Below are 15,335 nucleotides of genomic sequence, written 5' to 3' on the forward strand. Positions count from 1 at the left end.
TAAAGTTTGTTAATTGTCTTGATATGACGAAAAATATACTTTTTAGTTGAGTGAGATATCTTCAGGAGAATTGGCCCAGAGAAGAAACTCTCCCCCAAGGTTCTGCATGATAGACTTCCAAAGGGTCTGATCATTAGGAAGCGTATAATCCAAATTATAAACATCCACCACAGTCCACATTTTTCTTTGAACTTCAGCATCCAGCTGGCCCGGAGACCATCCGGAATACCCTGAAAATATTTTAATATGATCAATATCCAGCTCACCGCTTAAAACCGCGTTAATAATACGTTCAATATCCTCAGTAAGGTAATATTCATCCGTGATATCGGTATAGACCTCTGTAACTCTTTTGCCTTTGACAATGAAAAATACCTTGTCGTTTTCTACAGGACCGCCATCATAGACCTCAATTTTAAAGTCAAAAAAATCTTTGAACTTGCTGCTCATCTGACTGTTCTTTTTGTTCAGGATCAAGCCAAATGCACCACTTTCGTTATGTTCAATAACCAACACTACCGATCTGGAAAAAATATCGCCGGAAATGTCAGGGGTCGAGATTAATATTTTACCTTTGTAGGAGTGATTCATACTCAAATTTAATAAAAAATATTTATGGAAAACCTGCACGACAAAAGAAAAGTGTATGATAAATCCCAACTTATTGAAAGTGAGATAAAACAAAATCCCATTGAGCAGTTTAGAGACTGGTTTTTGGAGGCTAGTGAGAGCCCTGTCATCTCAGAAGCCAATGCTATGGCGGTTTCTACAGTAGAGGAAGACGGGTGTCCAAGAACAAGAATGGTACTGCTGAAAGCATATACCCATGAAGGGTTTATCTTTTATACCAATTACAACAGCAGAAAAGGAAAAGCCATCGAAAATAATCATAAAGCATGCCTGCATTTCTTCTGGCCTAATCTTGAAAGACAAATTATCATTAAAGCTGATCTTGAAAAAGTAGCGGAAAATTTAAGTGACGGTTATTTTCATTCAAGACCCAAAGGAAGCCAGCTGGGAGCTGTTGTTTCTCCTCAAAGTCAGATCATTCCCAACAGAGAAGTCCTGGAAGAAAAACTGAAAGATCTGGAAAAGGAATATGAAAATACAGAAGTTCCGAGACCAGCCCATTGGGGAGGATATCTTGCAAGACCATATGAAATAGAATTCTGGCAGGGAAGGCCCAATCGTCTTCATGACAGAATTATTTATCAGCTTGAAGATTTTGATTGGAAAATTTCCAGACTGGCGCCTTAATAAGAGAAGGGATGCCAGAATTAGATAGAAGCTGCTGATGCTGTTTTTTTGCTATTAACTGATAATGAAATACATAATAAGAATAAGCGGGCCAAAGCCCGCTTATTCTTATTATGTGTAATGGTAGAAGAAGGCATTGGCCTAAACATATTAATTTTTAACACGTTAAAAACTACCTGATATTTAATTTTTTATAGCAATTAATAATAAAAAAAGGCCGTTTCTAAGAAACAGCCTTTGAATTGTTGTAATCTGAATGATTATTTTTTCTTAGCACCTGAAACTGCATTTGATAAATCAGCTCCAGCCTTGAATTTAGCAACTTTTTTAGCAGCAATTTTGATTGGTTTCTTAGTTGCAGGGTTAATACCTTGTCTAGCCGCTCTCTCAGCTACTGAGAAAGTACCGAAACCTACTAAAGAAACTTTTCCATCTTTTTTCTTTAATGTAGTAGTTACGTTACCAATGAAAGACTCTAAAGCAGCTTTTGCTGCAACTTTAGTGATACCTGCATCTTTTGCGATTGCGTCGATTAATTCAGACTTGTTCATAATTTTTAATATTAAAGTTAGTTCGTAATTATAGCAAATATAATACTATTTTCTAATTGTGCAATTTTTTTATTAAAACTTGTAAAATTTTTTTGCTTTTCGGTGAAATCAGTTAAAATATGATAATTCCAATTTTCACGGAAAATCTACGTTACAGGTTACTAAAATCATGCCAAATGCTTATGTGTATTGACTTTAGCAAAAAGTTAATATTATTTTTCATATTTATTAAATCCTAAATTCTGTATAAACAATTAATTTTTTTGACCATATGATTATTAAATCTATAAGTAATTTTCATAATTCTTGTATTTTGTAAAATTAAACCCCTGTGTTTGTGGGAGTTTTAAAATCATACTAAAGACCTGTTTTATTAATTTTTATTAATAAATTTGCACCATGCTAATAGAAGTTTTTAAGTCTAAGATTCATAGGGTGAGAGTAACAGCCTCTGACCTTAATTATATAGGGAGTATAACAATAGATGAAGATCTTATAGAAGCTGCCGGCCTGGTAGTGGGAGAAAGGGTCTATATTGTGAATGTGAACAACGGAGAACGTTTTGATACCTACGTGATCAAAGGAAAAAGAAAATCCGGAGAAGTATGTCTGAACGGGCCTGCAGCAAGAAAAGTACAGCGCGATGATATTATCATTATTATTGCTTATGCTCAGATGACCCCGGAAGAAGCAAAAGACTTCCAGCCGAAGATCGTTTTCCCGGATGAAAAAACAAACCTTCTTACGTAGTACATGGAGAAAACATCAAAAAGCCCCGTAAAATCAATACTTACAATAGTAATATCGCTTGCTTTTGCAGGCTTTTTTTTATGGCTCGCCTTGAAGGGGCTGGATTTTAAAGTGATTCAAAAGTCTCTTTCGAAGGCAAATTATCTGTGGGTATTGCTGGCGTCCGTATTTGGGCTTCTTGCCTACTGGTTCAGGGCGATCCGATGGAATCTGATGCTGGAACCCATGGGACACAGGATTTCCAGCTCCAATGCACTTTGGTCCATATCATTTGGATATCTTATGAATCTTACCATTCCCAGGAGTGGGGAAGTGGCGAGAGCGACAGCTTTATATGGAGTTGAAAAAGTACCTGTAGACAAATCTTTCGGAACCATCATTTTGGAGAGAGTAGTGGATCTGGTTTGTATGTTGGGATTTCTGGGACTTACATTCTTGTTCAAGTATGAAGCAATTCTATCCTTTTTTAAAAATTCCGGAATAAATATTCCTACCAAGATGCTGATCATCGTTTTACTTTTGGTGATAGGAAGTATTCTCTTTTTTATTTTCAGAAAAAAACTTGTACATGTTCCGTTTGTAGGAAAAGTAGTTAGTTTCATAGACGGAATTTTTGAAGGATTAACTTCAATTTTTAAATTGAAAGAAAAGGGGAAATTTATCCTTTATACATTAGGGATCTGGATCTGCTATTATTTTGCCGCATATCTGGTTTGTTTTGCCCTTCCGGAAACCTCAAATTTTACTTTTGCAGACGGGTTTTTCATTATTGTAGTTGGAACATTGGGAATGATCATTCCGGCCAGCGGAGGAATCGGAGCCTACAACCTTGCAATGAAATATGGTTTCATGGCGTTATTCATTTCATTAGGAAAAAGCGCAGATTTCGGAGGTGAAATGGGGCTTACCTATTCTTTTATTTCTTTACCGCTGCAGATTGTAATTATGCTGGTAATGGGACTGATTTCTATTCCTATGCTGGCAAAGGCAAGAAATAATGCAGTCTCTGATAAAGAATTTGAAAATTAGTCATCCCGTTTTTTAAGCATACAGGGTCCAATTTTTTAATTGGATCTTTTTTAATGATCATTTTGTGACTTAAAGAGTTTAAAATTAAGCAGTATCGAGCATTTTTTCATCAATAAATTTGGTCAGTTCGTAAATCACTTCTATCTTAATGCAAAAAATAATCATAATATAAAACACTATGGCAATTAATCTACAGAAAGGGCAAAAGATCGAGATAGGATTAACGAAAATGACGATTGGGCTAGGATGGGACCCGAATGAAGGAACCGGCTACGATTTTGACCTGGATGCTTCTGCAATCATGATTGATTCTGACAGAAAATTAGTAAGTGAAGAATACTTTGTTTTTTACAATAACCTGAATTCCCCGGATGGAGCGCTTACCCATACAGGAGATGATCCCAGTGGCAAAAACAGTGATGGTGATGATGATGAAGCCATTATTATAGATCTTGATAAAGTGGATTCCAGAGTGGCAGAGATTCTCTTTGTGGTAACGATAGAAGATTTTGAGAGAAGAAGGCAGAATTTCGGGCAGGTGAGAAACTCTTATATCAGAGTAGTAGACAATCATTCCAATCAGGAAATTGCAAAATATGAGCTGGATGAAGATTTCTCTATTGAAACAGGTGTAGAGTTCGGCAGGCTATACAAAAGAAACGGAAGCTGGAAGTTTGAAGCTTCGGGAATAGGATACAGAGCAGATCTCGGGTTTTTCCTTGAGAAATATTACAAGGGGCAAATCATCAAATAAAAAATCAAATACACAAAAACGATAACTATGGCAATCAATTTACAGAAAGGACAAACGATAGATTTAAGAAAGAACGACCGCGGAGAAAACGTTTATGATCTTTCTAAAGTAACCATCGGATTAGGATGGGACGTAAGAAAACAGGGCAGCGGATTCTTCGGAAAGCTCTTCAGTAAAGAAGCAGAATATGACCTGGATGCAGTCGCGTTTCTTTTAGACGGCAATGGAAAAGTTGCCAATTTGGGAAGAACGGTACAGACCAATGACGGAAGGCAGATGGGGCTTTACCAGGGAGATGTGGTTTTTTTCAATTCTATGCAGCACCCAAGCGGAAATGTATGGCTTACGGGAGATAACCGAACCGGAGCTGGCGATGGTGATGACGAGCAGATCATTGTAAAGCTGGATCAGCTGGATCAGAGCTATCAGAAAATTGTATTTCTTGTTACCATTTATCAGGGAAGAACCAATAATCAGCACTTCGGAATGATTGAAAATGCATTCATCCGTGCGGTAGATGCTTCCGGAAAAGAAATTACAAAATACAGCCTTTCAGGCGATTCAAGTATGAACGGAATGTGTGCAATGGTTTTTGCCGAAGCCTACCGCCACAACGGAGACTGGAAATTCCGTGCTGTGGGAGAGCCGCACCATACTGATAACTTTATAGATATTTTGAGACAGCAGTACGCTTATTCCAACTAGATTTTCAATTTTTTCCAACCCACATACAAGCCGGCTTGGAAGTCTCCGACTTCCTCCGCCGGCTTCAGATTAATACTTGTCTATAATGAGCAGGAGATTATTAGCTTATTTTTTATTAGATACTTCTGGATCTATGAACGGAGAACCAATTCAGGCATTGAACAATGGCTTCAACGGCCTTATCAGTATGCTCCGTGCAGATCCGCAGGCAATGGACAGCCTGCATTTAAGTGTCATTACCTTCGATAGAGAGGTTAAGAATATGGTCCCATTAACAGATCTGGCCAGTTTTTATCCCATGGAAATTACCTGTCCGGATAGCGGACCTACTCATACCGGTGCTGCATTGGAGATGGTTTCTGAATTGGTTCAAAAAGAAATGGTAAAAGAGTCTTCCGATACAAAAGGAGACTGGCAGCCTCTGCTGTTTATTTTTACGGATGGAAAACCTTCTGATATTCAGAAATACAGACAGATGATCCCTGTGATCAGAGGACTTGAGTTTGGGGCGATCGTAGGATGTGCAGCCGGCCCGAAAGCTGATGAGCAGTTTTTGAAAGAACTCACAGATCATGTGGTAAAACTTGATACTACAGATGCCATTACCCTTTCTTCTTTTTTCAAATGGGTGAGTTCTTCTATCACACAGGGAGGGCAGTCTCAGAATACGGGAGAAAATATCACTTTACCTCCGCCGCCATCGGAGCTTAATATTATTATTTAAAATTGTCTTTACAAAAATGAGAAGACTGCCTATTTATTTTTTAATAGATATCTCCGAATCTATGGTAGGAGAGCCTATTGAGCAGGTACAGGAAGGTATTGCCAATATCATCAGGGAATTAAAAAAAGATCCGTATTCGCTGGAAACGGTCTACATTTCTGTAATAGGATTTGCAGGAGAAGCGGAAGTGATTACTCCGATGCAGGATATTATAAGCTTTTATCCTCCGAAAATTCCTATTGGGAGCGGAACGTCACTTTCTCAGGGGTTAATCAAAGTAATGGATTGTATTGATAAAGATATTGTCAAAACAACCTATGAAAGAAAAGGCGACTGGAAGCCTATTGTCTTCGTTTTTACAGACGGCGTTCCTACTGATGATGCCACCAAAGCTATTGAAAGATGGAATACCAAATACAACGGAAAATCCAATACGATTGCCGTGTCTATAGGAGAAAATACCAATTATAAGCTGCTCGGTACTTTGGCAGATAATGTTTTGTTGTTCAATAATGCTGATGAGAATTCTTACAAAGAGTTTTTCAAATGGGTAACAGATTCTATTAAAACAACTAGTCAGAGCGTCACAGAAGCCAAAAAGGAAGGAATCAATTTATCTAAAATTGATTCTCACATTCTGGAAAAAGTAGATCCCGAAATGGAGCAGAGATTTCCGGACAATAATTTTGTAGTACTGAACGCAAAGTGTCAGGAAACAGCAAAGCTTTACCTGATGAAATTCAAAAAAGCCTTTGCAGAATCCAGCATACCGGGAATGGCCACAAGATACTACAGGCTTGACGGAGCGTATAAAATTGATGAAAAAGCTTACTACAGACTTTCCTCCAATCAGAAAACCCAACTTAAAATCAATATTGAAGAACTGGACGGAGGAACATCATGTCCTCATTGTGCCAATCCCATTGCCTTGGCCACCTGCTCGTGTGGAGGTATTCACTGTCTGAGAGGCGAAGGATACAGCAAATGTCCATGGTGCGGAACTTCAGATTATTATGGATTTTCCGGGGGAGGATTTGATATTAACAGAACTTTGGGCTAATGATGGGTAAGTTTTTCAGAAAATCCTCGGATGGATCCAAGCCTAAAACTGTGGAGAAGGCCCTTATCTATAAAGAAAAAGAAGAATTCAAAGATGCTCATTGGGTAGTAAAGAATGCCAGTGCAAAGCAGTTCTATGAATTCCATCTTGACATGGACGATTTTCCGAACATAAAAATTCAGAATATCGCAAACCTGCATGAGACGGGCCTCAGTTTTGAAAACGGGAAAATTTCAGGAACTCCGGTTACCAGCAATATGTATCATCTGGACGTACAGTTTTATCATATTCATGATCAGAATCAGATAGAGACCAAAAAAATACAGCTCTTTGTCAATGCAGATCCCAAAGACTTGTGGAAAAATATCCCAAGCGATAAAAATGCGGCTTTTTATAAGTCTGAGGAAAATTCATTCAAAGGTTCTTTTTCAGATAAAAAAATGGTTGTCGCTTCCAAAAGAGGACGTTCTCATGCTCACGAAGGTCAATTTCGTGAAGACGATTTTGCTGTACGTATGCTGCCTGCAGATTGGAATATTGTTGCTGTTTCAGACGGTGCAGGCTCAGCTTCTGCTGCAAGAGAAGGTTCAAGGCTGGCAGTGGTAACAGTCAGTGACTTTTTCAACTCACAGGAAATTTTAGATCAGATCGAACATAATGTCAATATTCTGTACAACCGTCAATCTTCCGCTGAAGAACAACGGGAAGCTCAGCAAAATGTCATTAATATCTTATCCCAAAGTGTTTTATATGTTCATCATACCCTAGAAAAAACTGCCTCAGAAAATGCCCTTTCTATGAATGATCTGCATGCAACCCTTATCTTTACTCTGCTTAAAAAATTCAGTTTTGGATATATCATTCTGAGCTTTGGAGTAGGAGACTGTCCCATTAATCTCATTAATTCTGATTTTTCAGACGTTCAGCTTCTAAACAGGATGGACGTGGGAGAATTTGGTGGCGGCACCCGTTTTATTACGATGAAAGAAATCTTTGATGATACAATGTTTTCCCGTTTCCGGATCACCTGTGTAGAAAATTTCTCGTATCTGGTGCTGATGACAGACGGCATTTATGATCCTAAATTTACCACAGAAAATAAGCTGGAAGATACAGACCGCTGGAAACTGTTTTTTGAAGACCTTGCCGGAAATAATGACGACCGAACAAAAGTAGATTTTATCAATGATGAAAAAATTGATGAAGAACTTTTAGGCTGGAGTGACTTCTGGAGCAGAGGAAATCATGATGACCGCACATTGGCCATAATCTATTAATACCATGAAAAAGACCATTAAGGTTGTCTCTGTTCTGGACGCAGCCAAATCCTATGAATATGTTGATGAAAATCCTATCCGCGGCGGGGTGAAAGATGTTTATTTTTCGCCGGATAAAGACTATGTAGTCGCTTTCTACCGCAGTCCGCTGGATGAAGGACAGAGGGAAAGAATCTTGAGAATTGTTTCTACTTACCTTCAGAATATCAAAGGTGGGAATACTTCAGAGTATTTTCTGAACGAGATATTCAGATGGCCTTATGATATTGTTGAGAAAAATAAACTCACAGGAATTGTGGTTCCTGTTTATCATCCTAAATTTTATTTTAGCAAAGGATATATCGGTTCAGATACTATTCAGGGACAGGATAAAGTGGGAAAATGGTTTACCGCTCCCATGTTCCGGAATCAGCAGTACCCGTTGAGACTGGATCCTTCAGAGCTGGGAGACTGGCTGAGCTATTTCCAGATTGCTGTCAATATCAGCAGAGGGGTAAAAAAACTGCATCAGATGGGGCTGGCACATTCCGATTTATCTTACAATAATATTCTGGTAGATCCCGTTACAAAATCTGCCTGTATTATAGATATTGACGGGCTGGTAGTTCCCAAACTTTTTCCGCCTGAAGTAATAGGAACCGCAGATTTCATTGCTCCTGAAGTGTTGAAAACAAAACATTTAAGTCTTCAGGATCCGGGCAGGCAGCTGCCCAATCAAAAAACAGACCTGCATGCTCTTGCCGTTTTGATTTATATGTATCTGCTGAGAAGACATCCTCTTCGCGGAGGGAAAATCTGGGATCTCGATTCTGAAAAAGATGAAATTCTATCCATGGGAGAAAAAGCCCTTTTTGTAGAACATCCTGAAAATAATTCCAACCATGTAAAAGCAGATCATCTCAGAAAATGGGATGCCTTCTGGGGAGACCCAGAAAAAATTCCGTACACCGTTACAGGCCCTTACATTTCAGAATTGTTCAGGAAGGCTTTTATAGACGGACTGCATGATCCCATCAGACGCCCAACAGCCAATGAATGGGAAACTGCGCTGCTTAAAACCGTAGATCTGATACAGCCTTGCCATAATCCCCATTGTACAGAAAAATGGTATGTTTTTGATAATACCAGCAATCCGAAATGTCCGTTCTGCGGAACACCCCACCAGGGAACACTTCCGGTATTGGATCTGTATTTCAGATTTGATGATGAGGTATGGAAGCCGGAGAATCACCGATTAATGGTCTATCATAATCAGTATCTTTTCAAATGGCATGTTTCCCGGAAAGTGATCAGAAATGAAAACCTGACAATGCAGGATAAAATGCCTGTAGGGTATTTTACATTTCATCAGGGAAAATGGGTGCTGGTAAACCAAAGTCTATCCGGAATGAAGGATGTCACAGAACAAAAGGAAATTCTTCCCGGTTCTATGGTCGAACTTACTGATGGTAAAAAAATATTACTTTCCTCTGAAGAAGGCGGAAGACTGATCTATGTAACCATGGCAAACCAGTAATTCGTCATAGCGAACGTAGTGAGCCAATCTCATATTTTCAGATCTCACAAATAATTGTGACTATTTATGCTCATTTATTTGTGAGATTTGTATTTGATCAAGAATAATAAATGATAAAATTGATTTTAGCAAAGTCTATATTCAATAGAAACGGGCTGTAGCCCATTAAGAAAAATAGATTTAGATTCCAGCGGCTTTAGCCAAAACTTAAAAAAAATTACTCCCTTTCCGTTTCCATAAAATAAGAATACTGATCCTCATCCACAATTTTGAAACCCAGACTTTTATAAAGATGCTGCGCTTTATTGGTTTTTAAAACACTTAATGAAACCGTTTTTCCAGCTAATGAAGCTTCCTCCAGAATATCCATCAAAATTTTTTTTCCAAGACCTTTGCCTTGCTGGCTGGGATCAATCTGAAGCTGCAGCACCTCAATATTGGTAAACGTTCTATCTACTTTTAACAGTCCGATGGGTTGATTGTCTAAAAAAATAATATTAGCTTTATCAAACTGATACAGAACTCTTTGCAAAGTTGTTTCCCTGTCGGTAGAAAGTCCTGAAGTTTCGTAATGAGGATTCATCGTTTTTATTCTGAGAGCAAGAAGAAAATCAATATCATTTTCATCAGCTTGTTTGTAGTGCAGATCAGGATTCATGTAAAAAAATTAGAGTTTTATTTTAATGCAATTTTCAGTCCCATTTCTTCCTTCATATACAGCAAAACCTCCGCGTTTCCTTTGGCATCGTCTACCGGGTGGTGGGTATGTTCGGTTTTTCGGAGATGTTTCCATTGGGCAAATGTGTCTTTTTCAAGCCCGCAGTAAAGATCAGAAAGTCTTCTGGAAGAAAAGCCAAACGGATTTCTGCCGATAAAATGGTGGAAATACCAGCAGATAAACATCCAGTCGAAACCATTATTATCACTGATAAATATTGGCCTGCCCTTAGAATGAATTTTAATCCAGTCTTCAAAAGCCAGCATCACCTTCTCAGGATCATCAAAACTCATCGTTTCTTCCCTGCTGAAACCGGAAACCGCCAAAGCATCAGGATTGTATTTTTCCGAAACAGGCTTTAATTTTCCATAAAAAGTTGTATCCAGTTCCTTCTTCACCAGCACTGCTCCGAAACAGACCATTGAAAAATCGCCGGGAATCGGGCCATCCGACTCTATATCAACCATGATGTAGCTCATTGAAATCGTTTTTAGCAGAACGAAGATATTGAAATAAATTGAAGGACGGAAGATGGAGGATGGAAGTTGGAAGTTACTTTTTGTTTACAAAGAACTTCTGTGTTTTTTCATCAATGGATAATTTGAAAATATCTCAATCAAAAAACTTGATAAGTTTATCATCTTACAGAACCTCCATCTTCCATCCTTATATCAACTCAAAAAAGCTCCTTTTTCCGATTTTTATTTTCGTTTGAGGAATCAGTTCAATTTCTTCATCTGCGTCCGTTATTTTAACAGTATTAATCTGAATTCCCCCGCTTTCAATTAATCTCCGGACCGCAGACTTGCTGAGGTTATTTTTAAGCTGATGACAAAGCTCAATAAGAGATATGGTGTTTTCAGTACTTAGTAAAGAAGCAATAGCAACAGGTTCGTACACTTTCTCCTCAGAATTTTTATTCTGAAACTGATTGATAAAAAACTGTTCTGCATGTTCCGCAGAAATGGTATTGTGATATTGGCTGATGATATTCTTTGCAATCAGCTTTTTAATATTCATAGGATTTTCACCTTCTGAGATTCTGGAAAGAAGATCTCTTTTTTCTTCCGGAGAAAAATCTGTAGTCAGGTTGATAAACTCTTCAATCAAAACATCAGGAATCGACATTGTTTTTCCAAACATTTCATTGGGTTCATCTGTCAGTCCGATAATATTATTAAGCGATTTGCTCATTTTCTCCTTTCCGTCAAGACCTCTCAGCAGCGGCATGCACATGACAATCTGGGCAGGCATCTGATGCACTTCCTGCAGCTGCCTTCCCATCGTGCAGTTGAATAGCTGATCCGTGCCACCCATTTCAATATCACATTTTATCTTGACAGAGTCAAATCCCTGAAGAATAGGGTAGATCAATTCATGCAGGGCAATAGGAGTATTTTCTGTGAATCTTTTATTAAAGTCATTTCGGTGCATTAATTGGGCTACGGTAACTTTGGAAAGCAGCTGGATTACCTCAGAAAAATCAAGAGCATCCAGCCAGTCAGAATTAAAAACAATTTTCGTCTTTTTTACATCAATTACCTTGGAAAGCTGATTGATATAGGTCTGGGCATTGTGTTGAACATCTTCAGTGCTCAATGGTTTTCTTGCCTTGTTTTTTCCGGTGGGATCGCCAATTCTCGCAGTAAAGCTTCCTACTACAATAACGATCTGATGTCCCAGGTCCTGGAACTGTTTCAGCTTTTTTAAGACCACAGCATGTCCCAGGTGAAGATCCGGTGCGGTGGGATCAAATCCAAGTTTGATGGTGAGTTTTCTGTTTTCTGTTTCAGCTTGAGCCAGTTTCTCTTCCAGCCCGTTTTCAGGCAGGATGATTGCCGCGTTTTCTTGTAATAAATGAACCATGTCTGATAGTTTTAAAATGAAAAAAGCCCGGACAGGTACTGTCCGGGCTCTATATATACGTTAGATTATTTTTATTGGATTACAGATATAGAAAGTCTTCCCGAACGATAGCCCGGAGTGTAATATTCACTGAAGAATGGAAGACGCAATATGCTGTTAAGATGTTTCATTGTAATAAAAAACAGGAATTTCCTGAAGAGCCAATATCTAAACCATTAAGATGCATTGCAGGGTTATAACAAGATTTGTTTTTAAGAAAAAACTTAACCATCCATCAATCTTAATGGCTTAAAATAATGGTTCAAAACAATTTTACTTGCGAATTCTGAAGCTAATTTCATGCCATAAATCCCTTAAAAGCAAAATACAGGATAAAGATGTAAAAACCGTATTTTATTATCTTTTTAGTCACTTGGAAAGAAGCCTTTATAACAGGGCTGATCTTTTGTTTTTCTGCAGGAACTTTCATAGAGAAATAAATTTAATGGTTAAGTACATGTTCAGAATATAAACTTTTAATCTGTTCTTTACATATCTCAAGATCTTCTGCAGACGCCTTATCTGCTTTGTCAAAAAATAAATGTCTGATGATTTCCAGACCGGAATAGATAAAAATACCATTGTCAGATGTGAGTGTCAATGCTTTATCCATTCCCATTTTTTCATATTCGTCATGAGATTTTCCATGGGTGTTTATAATAATGGTTGTTTTACCTTTCAGAAGGCCTTTCTGTACCCCCTGATCATAGCGGTAAGCAAAACCATAGCTGAATACACGGTCTATATATCCTTTCATCACAGCAGGAAGCCCGGTCCACCAGATCGGATAAATAAATGTGATCTGCTCTGCCCATGCTATATATTCCTGTTCCGTTTTTACATCCGCTGAAACTTTACCCATACGCTGTCCCTGCATATCGTTTAGAGAGAGTACAGGATCGAAACCTATAGCATAAAGATCTCTCACAACAACTTCTTCATTACGGGCATGAAGGGTTTCAACAACAGTATTCAGCAGGTTATGATTTAAACTGTTTTCGTTAGGATGTGTGTAAATGATTAAATGTCTCATTGTTTTGATTGTTAAGATTAATGAGACAAATGTAGTACAGTGTACTTTTCAAAAATTGTAAGAAAACGAAATGGCTTATTCAGACTTTGGATTACAGATTTCCTGCTGGAATTTTAAATACTGTGCCGGCGAAATGTTGATAAAATGCTTGAAATCATGAATCAGCTGGCTTTGATCATAGTAACCGCATTCATCAATGATGGTAAACCATTGTATCTGGTTTTGCTTTCCGGTTTCCTCCTCAATGATTTTTACTGCTTTTAAAAAACGGTTGTAGCGGGTAAGCTCTTTTAAAGAATAACCAAACTGCTCCTTCTGCTTTCGCTGTATATTTCTTTCCGTCTGCCGGGTCTGCTCGGCAATTACTTTTACAGCATTTAAAAGATTATGGTCAAAACGGCTCAAAAGCTCACCGGTAGAATCCCGTTCCTGAAGGTAAGGTCTGCAGAACGCAAGAATATGATTGACCTGTTCTTCTGCTGAATCTAATTCTGAAAGCTGATACCAAAGATCTGTAAAACAATTTTCTTCCAGCAGTTCATCCGGATGTTGTACCGGCCGTTCCATGGATATTTTCCCAAAAAACCTGTAAAAAGCATCATCCTTGAAATTCGCGACCAGAATAGAGCAGCCTGGGGGAAGCGTATACTCAAAAGCCTGTCTTACCGGTCCGAATACCATGCATTTATCCACACTAATGATCACCTTTTCACGAGTAGACATGCTGGCACTTTCCCCGAAACAAAATAACAGAATGGTCTGATAAGTGGGTAAAAGCGTTTTCATAACTGATGTATCTGAAGGGTTTTCAGCAAAATAAAAGTGACTGAATACATTTTCATATTCCTGAGGAACCGAAATTCTATACTCATTATATTCCTGATGTAACGCCATAAGCCTGAAATTAGAAGGTGAGGTGTTTTACCATTTTATAATTAGTCATTGCAATTCCTTGTACACTAACAGTTTGTTCCTGAGTAATCTGAAAGCCTGCTTTTTCAAAAAATGGTCGTGCAGTTTTGCTCACATCAGCAGTAATTTCCTTCTGATGATTTTGTAGAGCTTCTTTTTCGATCTGATGATAAAGCAGAAAAGCAATGCCTTTATGCTGATGGTCTTTGTGTACAAAAAGAAGGTCAATATAATTTCCCTGATCGAGCGAACAGAAGCCTGCTATTTTATTTTCAATGACAGCAAGCAAAACATATTGATCTCTGATTACGCTCATCCATCTTTCCTCATTTTCTGCACCGGATTTCCAGGCTTCGAGCTGTTGAAGATCATAATCTTTTTTACATACTTCATCTATGGCTGCTGTAAAAAGCTGCAACATGTCGGGCAGATCCTTGGTGGTTCCTTTTCTGATGGTAATGCTGTGATTATTGGATGTAGTGTTGTTCATAAAGCCTTTGCTGTTCTTTATTGAGAAGCGGATAGAAAAGATTCATTTGCAGAAGAGTATAATGGCGGATTGCTTCTTCAGGATTGAGTTTCAAAATAAGCCTGTTGTGAGTAAGCCAGTTATCGGCAATGATAAAAATCTGTTCAACCAGTCCCTCTATAATAAATTGCGGAAGATCTTTCTGGAATATATGGTTTTTCTGAAGATCAGAAAAGATCAGCTGAAATTCTTCTTTCCTGCTGAAATTGATCCCTTCATATTGGGATTCAATGCCAGGATTCTGGTTTAGAATATCTATAAAATTAATGAATATGAAGCGGTAAGCGTAAAAAATTTCGGAAGTAGAATAGGTAAACTGGTATAAATCCTCAAGTGTTTTATTTTCTTTTTTTTTCATCCGGTTCAGCAGTGTGTCCATTTTAAGGGTAAGCTCTGAGAAAAGAAATTGAACGATGTCCTCCGAATGTTTGAAATGATAATGCAGATTTCCTGCGCTGATATGAAGTTCAGCCGCAATATGCCTGGTGGTGACATTGTTATATCCCTTATCATTAAATAATTCCAGTGCTTTGGACAGAATTTTATCCTTGGTCTTCATTATCCAAAGATAAGAATATCAGAATGGAAATAAATCATATTTTTTAAATTAGAACA

The 15,335-nt window shown here is 38.1% G+C and carries 18 protein-coding genes; 9 read left to right on the top strand and 9 right to left on the bottom strand.

What is annotated here, in order from left to right; genetic code table 11:
• Positions 1 to 42 precede the first annotated feature (42 nt).
• Positions 43 to 591 (bottom strand): YqgE/AlgH family protein, encoded by a 549-nt coding sequence (locus BLW74_RS02580; protein ID WP_089689886.1) that lies wholly within the window; start codon positions 589 to 591, stop codon positions 43 to 45.
• A 24-nt stretch (positions 592 to 615) separates the two neighbouring features.
• On the opposite strand from BLW74_RS02580, the gene pdxH reads away from it, so the two are divergent.
• Complete coding sequence (gene pdxH / locus BLW74_RS02585) at positions 616 to 1,257, top strand: pyridoxamine 5'-phosphate oxidase (RefSeq protein WP_089689887.1); 642 nt, start codon at positions 616 to 618, stop codon at positions 1,255 to 1,257.
• Positions 1,258 to 1,517: 260 nt separating this feature from the next.
• On the opposite strand, the gene BLW74_RS02590 is transcribed toward pdxH, so the two are convergent.
• Positions 1,518 to 1,808, bottom strand: a complete 291-nt coding sequence (locus BLW74_RS02590; protein ID WP_002976900.1) for an HU family DNA-binding protein — start codon at positions 1,806 to 1,808, stop codon at positions 1,518 to 1,520.
• 399 nt (positions 1,809 to 2,207) lie between these two features.
• Between BLW74_RS02590 and panD the strand changes: the two genes are divergently transcribed.
• The 8 genes from panD (at position 2,208) to BLW74_RS02630 (ending at position 9,623) form a co-directional block, all read left to right on the top strand.
• Entirely contained in the window at positions 2,208 to 2,558 is a 351-nt protein-coding gene (gene panD / locus BLW74_RS02595) for an aspartate 1-decarboxylase (protein ID WP_029294648.1), read from the top strand.
• Between the two features lie 3 nt (positions 2,559 to 2,561).
• Entirely contained in the window at positions 2,562 to 3,587 is a 1,026-nt protein-coding gene (locus BLW74_RS02600; protein WP_089689888.1) for a lysylphosphatidylglycerol synthase transmembrane domain-containing protein, read from the top strand.
• A 178-nt stretch (positions 3,588 to 3,765) separates the two neighbouring features.
• Positions 3,766 to 4,341 (top strand): TerD family protein, encoded by a 576-nt coding sequence (locus BLW74_RS02605; RefSeq protein ID WP_089689889.1) that lies wholly within the window; start codon positions 3,766 to 3,768, stop codon positions 4,339 to 4,341.
• A 27-nt stretch (positions 4,342 to 4,368) separates the two neighbouring features.
• Positions 4,369 to 5,046, top strand: a complete 678-nt coding sequence (locus tag BLW74_RS02610; RefSeq protein ID WP_089689890.1) for a TerD family protein — start codon at positions 4,369 to 4,371, stop codon at positions 5,044 to 5,046.
• Positions 5,047 to 5,131: 85 nt separating this feature from the next.
• Positions 5,132 to 5,770 (top strand): vWA domain-containing protein, encoded by a 639-nt coding sequence (locus BLW74_RS02615; RefSeq protein WP_089689891.1) that lies wholly within the window; start codon positions 5,132 to 5,134, stop codon positions 5,768 to 5,770.
• A 16-nt stretch (positions 5,771 to 5,786) separates the two neighbouring features.
• Positions 5,787 to 6,830 (top strand): TerY-C metal binding domain-containing protein, encoded by a 1,044-nt coding sequence (locus tag BLW74_RS02620; RefSeq protein WP_089689892.1) that lies wholly within the window; start codon positions 5,787 to 5,789, stop codon positions 6,828 to 6,830.
• A complete protein-coding gene (locus BLW74_RS02625) occupies positions 6,830 to 8,107 on the top strand; it encodes a PP2C family serine/threonine-protein phosphatase (RefSeq protein ID WP_089689893.1) in 1,278 nt (425 codons plus the stop codon). Before BLW74_RS02620 ends, BLW74_RS02625 begins: the two co-directional genes overlap by 1 nt.
• 4 nt (positions 8,108 to 8,111) lie before the next feature.
• Positions 8,112 to 9,623, top strand: a complete 1,512-nt coding sequence (locus tag BLW74_RS02630) for a helix-hairpin-helix domain-containing protein (RefSeq protein ID WP_089689894.1) — start codon at positions 8,112 to 8,114, stop codon at positions 9,621 to 9,623.
• Positions 9,624 to 9,840: 217 nt separating this feature from the next.
• On the opposite strand, the gene BLW74_RS02635 is transcribed toward BLW74_RS02630, so the two are convergent.
• The 7 genes from BLW74_RS02635 to BLW74_RS02665 form a co-directional block, all read right to left on the bottom strand.
• Complete coding sequence (locus BLW74_RS02635; protein ID WP_089689895.1) at positions 9,841 to 10,281, bottom strand: GNAT family N-acetyltransferase; 441 nt, start codon at positions 10,279 to 10,281, stop codon at positions 9,841 to 9,843.
• Between the two features lie 17 nt (positions 10,282 to 10,298).
• On the bottom strand, positions 10,299 to 10,820 hold the full coding sequence (locus tag BLW74_RS02640) for a 3'-5' exoribonuclease domain-containing protein (RefSeq protein WP_089689896.1): 522 nt from the start codon (positions 10,818 to 10,820) through the stop codon (positions 10,299 to 10,301).
• A gap of 187 nt (positions 10,821 to 11,007) precedes the next feature.
• Positions 11,008 to 12,207 (bottom strand): tyrosine--tRNA ligase, encoded by a 1,200-nt coding sequence (gene tyrS / locus BLW74_RS02645; RefSeq protein ID WP_089689897.1) that lies wholly within the window; start codon positions 12,205 to 12,207, stop codon positions 11,008 to 11,010.
• A gap of 481 nt (positions 12,208 to 12,688) precedes the next feature.
• Complete coding sequence (locus BLW74_RS02650; RefSeq protein WP_089689898.1) at positions 12,689 to 13,279, bottom strand: NAD(P)H-dependent oxidoreductase; 591 nt, start codon at positions 13,277 to 13,279, stop codon at positions 12,689 to 12,691.
• A 75-nt stretch (positions 13,280 to 13,354) separates the two neighbouring features.
• Entirely contained in the window at positions 13,355 to 14,173 is an 819-nt protein-coding gene (locus tag BLW74_RS02655; RefSeq protein WP_089689899.1) for an AraC family transcriptional regulator, read from the bottom strand.
• A gap of 10 nt (positions 14,174 to 14,183) precedes the next feature.
• Positions 14,184 to 14,681, bottom strand: coding sequence for a GNAT family N-acetyltransferase (locus BLW74_RS02660; protein WP_089689900.1), 498 nt, complete (start codon positions 14,679 to 14,681; stop codon positions 14,184 to 14,186).
• The gene (locus BLW74_RS02665; RefSeq protein ID WP_089689901.1) at positions 14,659 to 15,279 is read right to left on the bottom strand and encodes a TetR/AcrR family transcriptional regulator; all 621 of its coding nucleotides are present in this window, start codon (positions 15,277 to 15,279) and stop codon (positions 14,659 to 14,661) included. Before BLW74_RS02665 ends, BLW74_RS02660 begins: the two co-directional genes overlap by 23 nt.
• Between the last annotated feature and the right edge of the window lie 56 nt (positions 15,280 to 15,335).

It is taken from the genome of Chryseobacterium culicis (assembly GCF_900108365.1).
GTDB classification, from domain to species: Bacteria; Bacteroidota; Bacteroidia; order Flavobacteriales; family Weeksellaceae; genus Chryseobacterium; species Chryseobacterium culicis.

Excerpts from the sequence above, each read along its gene's own strand:
- BLW74_RS02605 (WP_089689889.1), top strand. The coding sequence starts at position 3,766 with ATGGCAATTAATCTACAGAAAGGGCAAAAGATCGAGATAGGATTAACG.
- BLW74_RS02635 (WP_089689895.1), bottom strand. The coding sequence starts at position 10,281 with ATGAATCCTGATCTGCACTACAAACAAGCTGATGAAAATGATATTGAT.
- BLW74_RS02630 (WP_089689894.1), top strand. The coding sequence starts at position 8,112 with ATGAAAAAGACCATTAAGGTTGTCTCTGTTCTGGACGCAGCCAAATCC.
- BLW74_RS02580 (WP_089689886.1), bottom strand. The coding sequence starts at position 591 with ATGAATCACTCCTACAAAGGTAAAATATTAATCTCGACCCCTGACATT.
- panD (WP_029294648.1), top strand. The coding sequence starts at position 2,208 with ATGCTAATAGAAGTTTTTAAGTCTAAGATTCATAGGGTGAGAGTAACA.
- tyrS (WP_089689897.1), bottom strand. The coding sequence starts at position 12,207 with ATGGTTCATTTATTACAAGAAAACGCGGCAATCATCCTGCCTGAAAAC.
- BLW74_RS02620 (WP_089689892.1), top strand. The coding sequence starts at position 5,787 with ATGAGAAGACTGCCTATTTATTTTTTAATAGATATCTCCGAATCTATG.
- BLW74_RS02610 (WP_089689890.1), top strand. The coding sequence starts at position 4,369 with ATGGCAATCAATTTACAGAAAGGACAAACGATAGATTTAAGAAAGAAC.
- BLW74_RS02665 (WP_089689901.1), bottom strand. The coding sequence starts at position 15,279 with ATGAAGACCAAGGATAAAATTCTGTCCAAAGCACTGGAATTATTTAAT.
- BLW74_RS02625 (WP_089689893.1), top strand. The coding sequence starts at position 6,830 with ATGATGGGTAAGTTTTTCAGAAAATCCTCGGATGGATCCAAGCCTAAA.
- BLW74_RS02660 (WP_089689900.1), bottom strand. The coding sequence starts at position 14,681 with ATGAACAACACTACATCCAATAATCACAGCATTACCATCAGAAAAGGA.
- BLW74_RS02600 (WP_089689888.1), top strand. The coding sequence starts at position 2,562 with ATGGAGAAAACATCAAAAAGCCCCGTAAAATCAATACTTACAATAGTA.
- pdxH (WP_089689887.1), top strand. The coding sequence starts at position 616 with ATGGAAAACCTGCACGACAAAAGAAAAGTGTATGATAAATCCCAACTT.
- BLW74_RS02650 (WP_089689898.1), bottom strand. The coding sequence starts at position 13,279 with ATGAGACATTTAATCATTTACACACATCCTAACGAAAACAGTTTAAAT.
- BLW74_RS02615 (WP_089689891.1), top strand. The coding sequence starts at position 5,132 with ATGAGCAGGAGATTATTAGCTTATTTTTTATTAGATACTTCTGGATCT.
- BLW74_RS02655 (WP_089689899.1), bottom strand. The coding sequence starts at position 14,173 with ATGGCGTTACATCAGGAATATAATGAGTATAGAATTTCGGTTCCTCAG.
- BLW74_RS02590 (WP_002976900.1), bottom strand. The coding sequence starts at position 1,808 with ATGAACAAGTCTGAATTAATCGACGCAATCGCAAAAGATGCAGGTATC.
- BLW74_RS02640 (WP_089689896.1), bottom strand. The coding sequence starts at position 10,820 with ATGAGCTACATCATGGTTGATATAGAGTCGGATGGCCCGATTCCCGGC.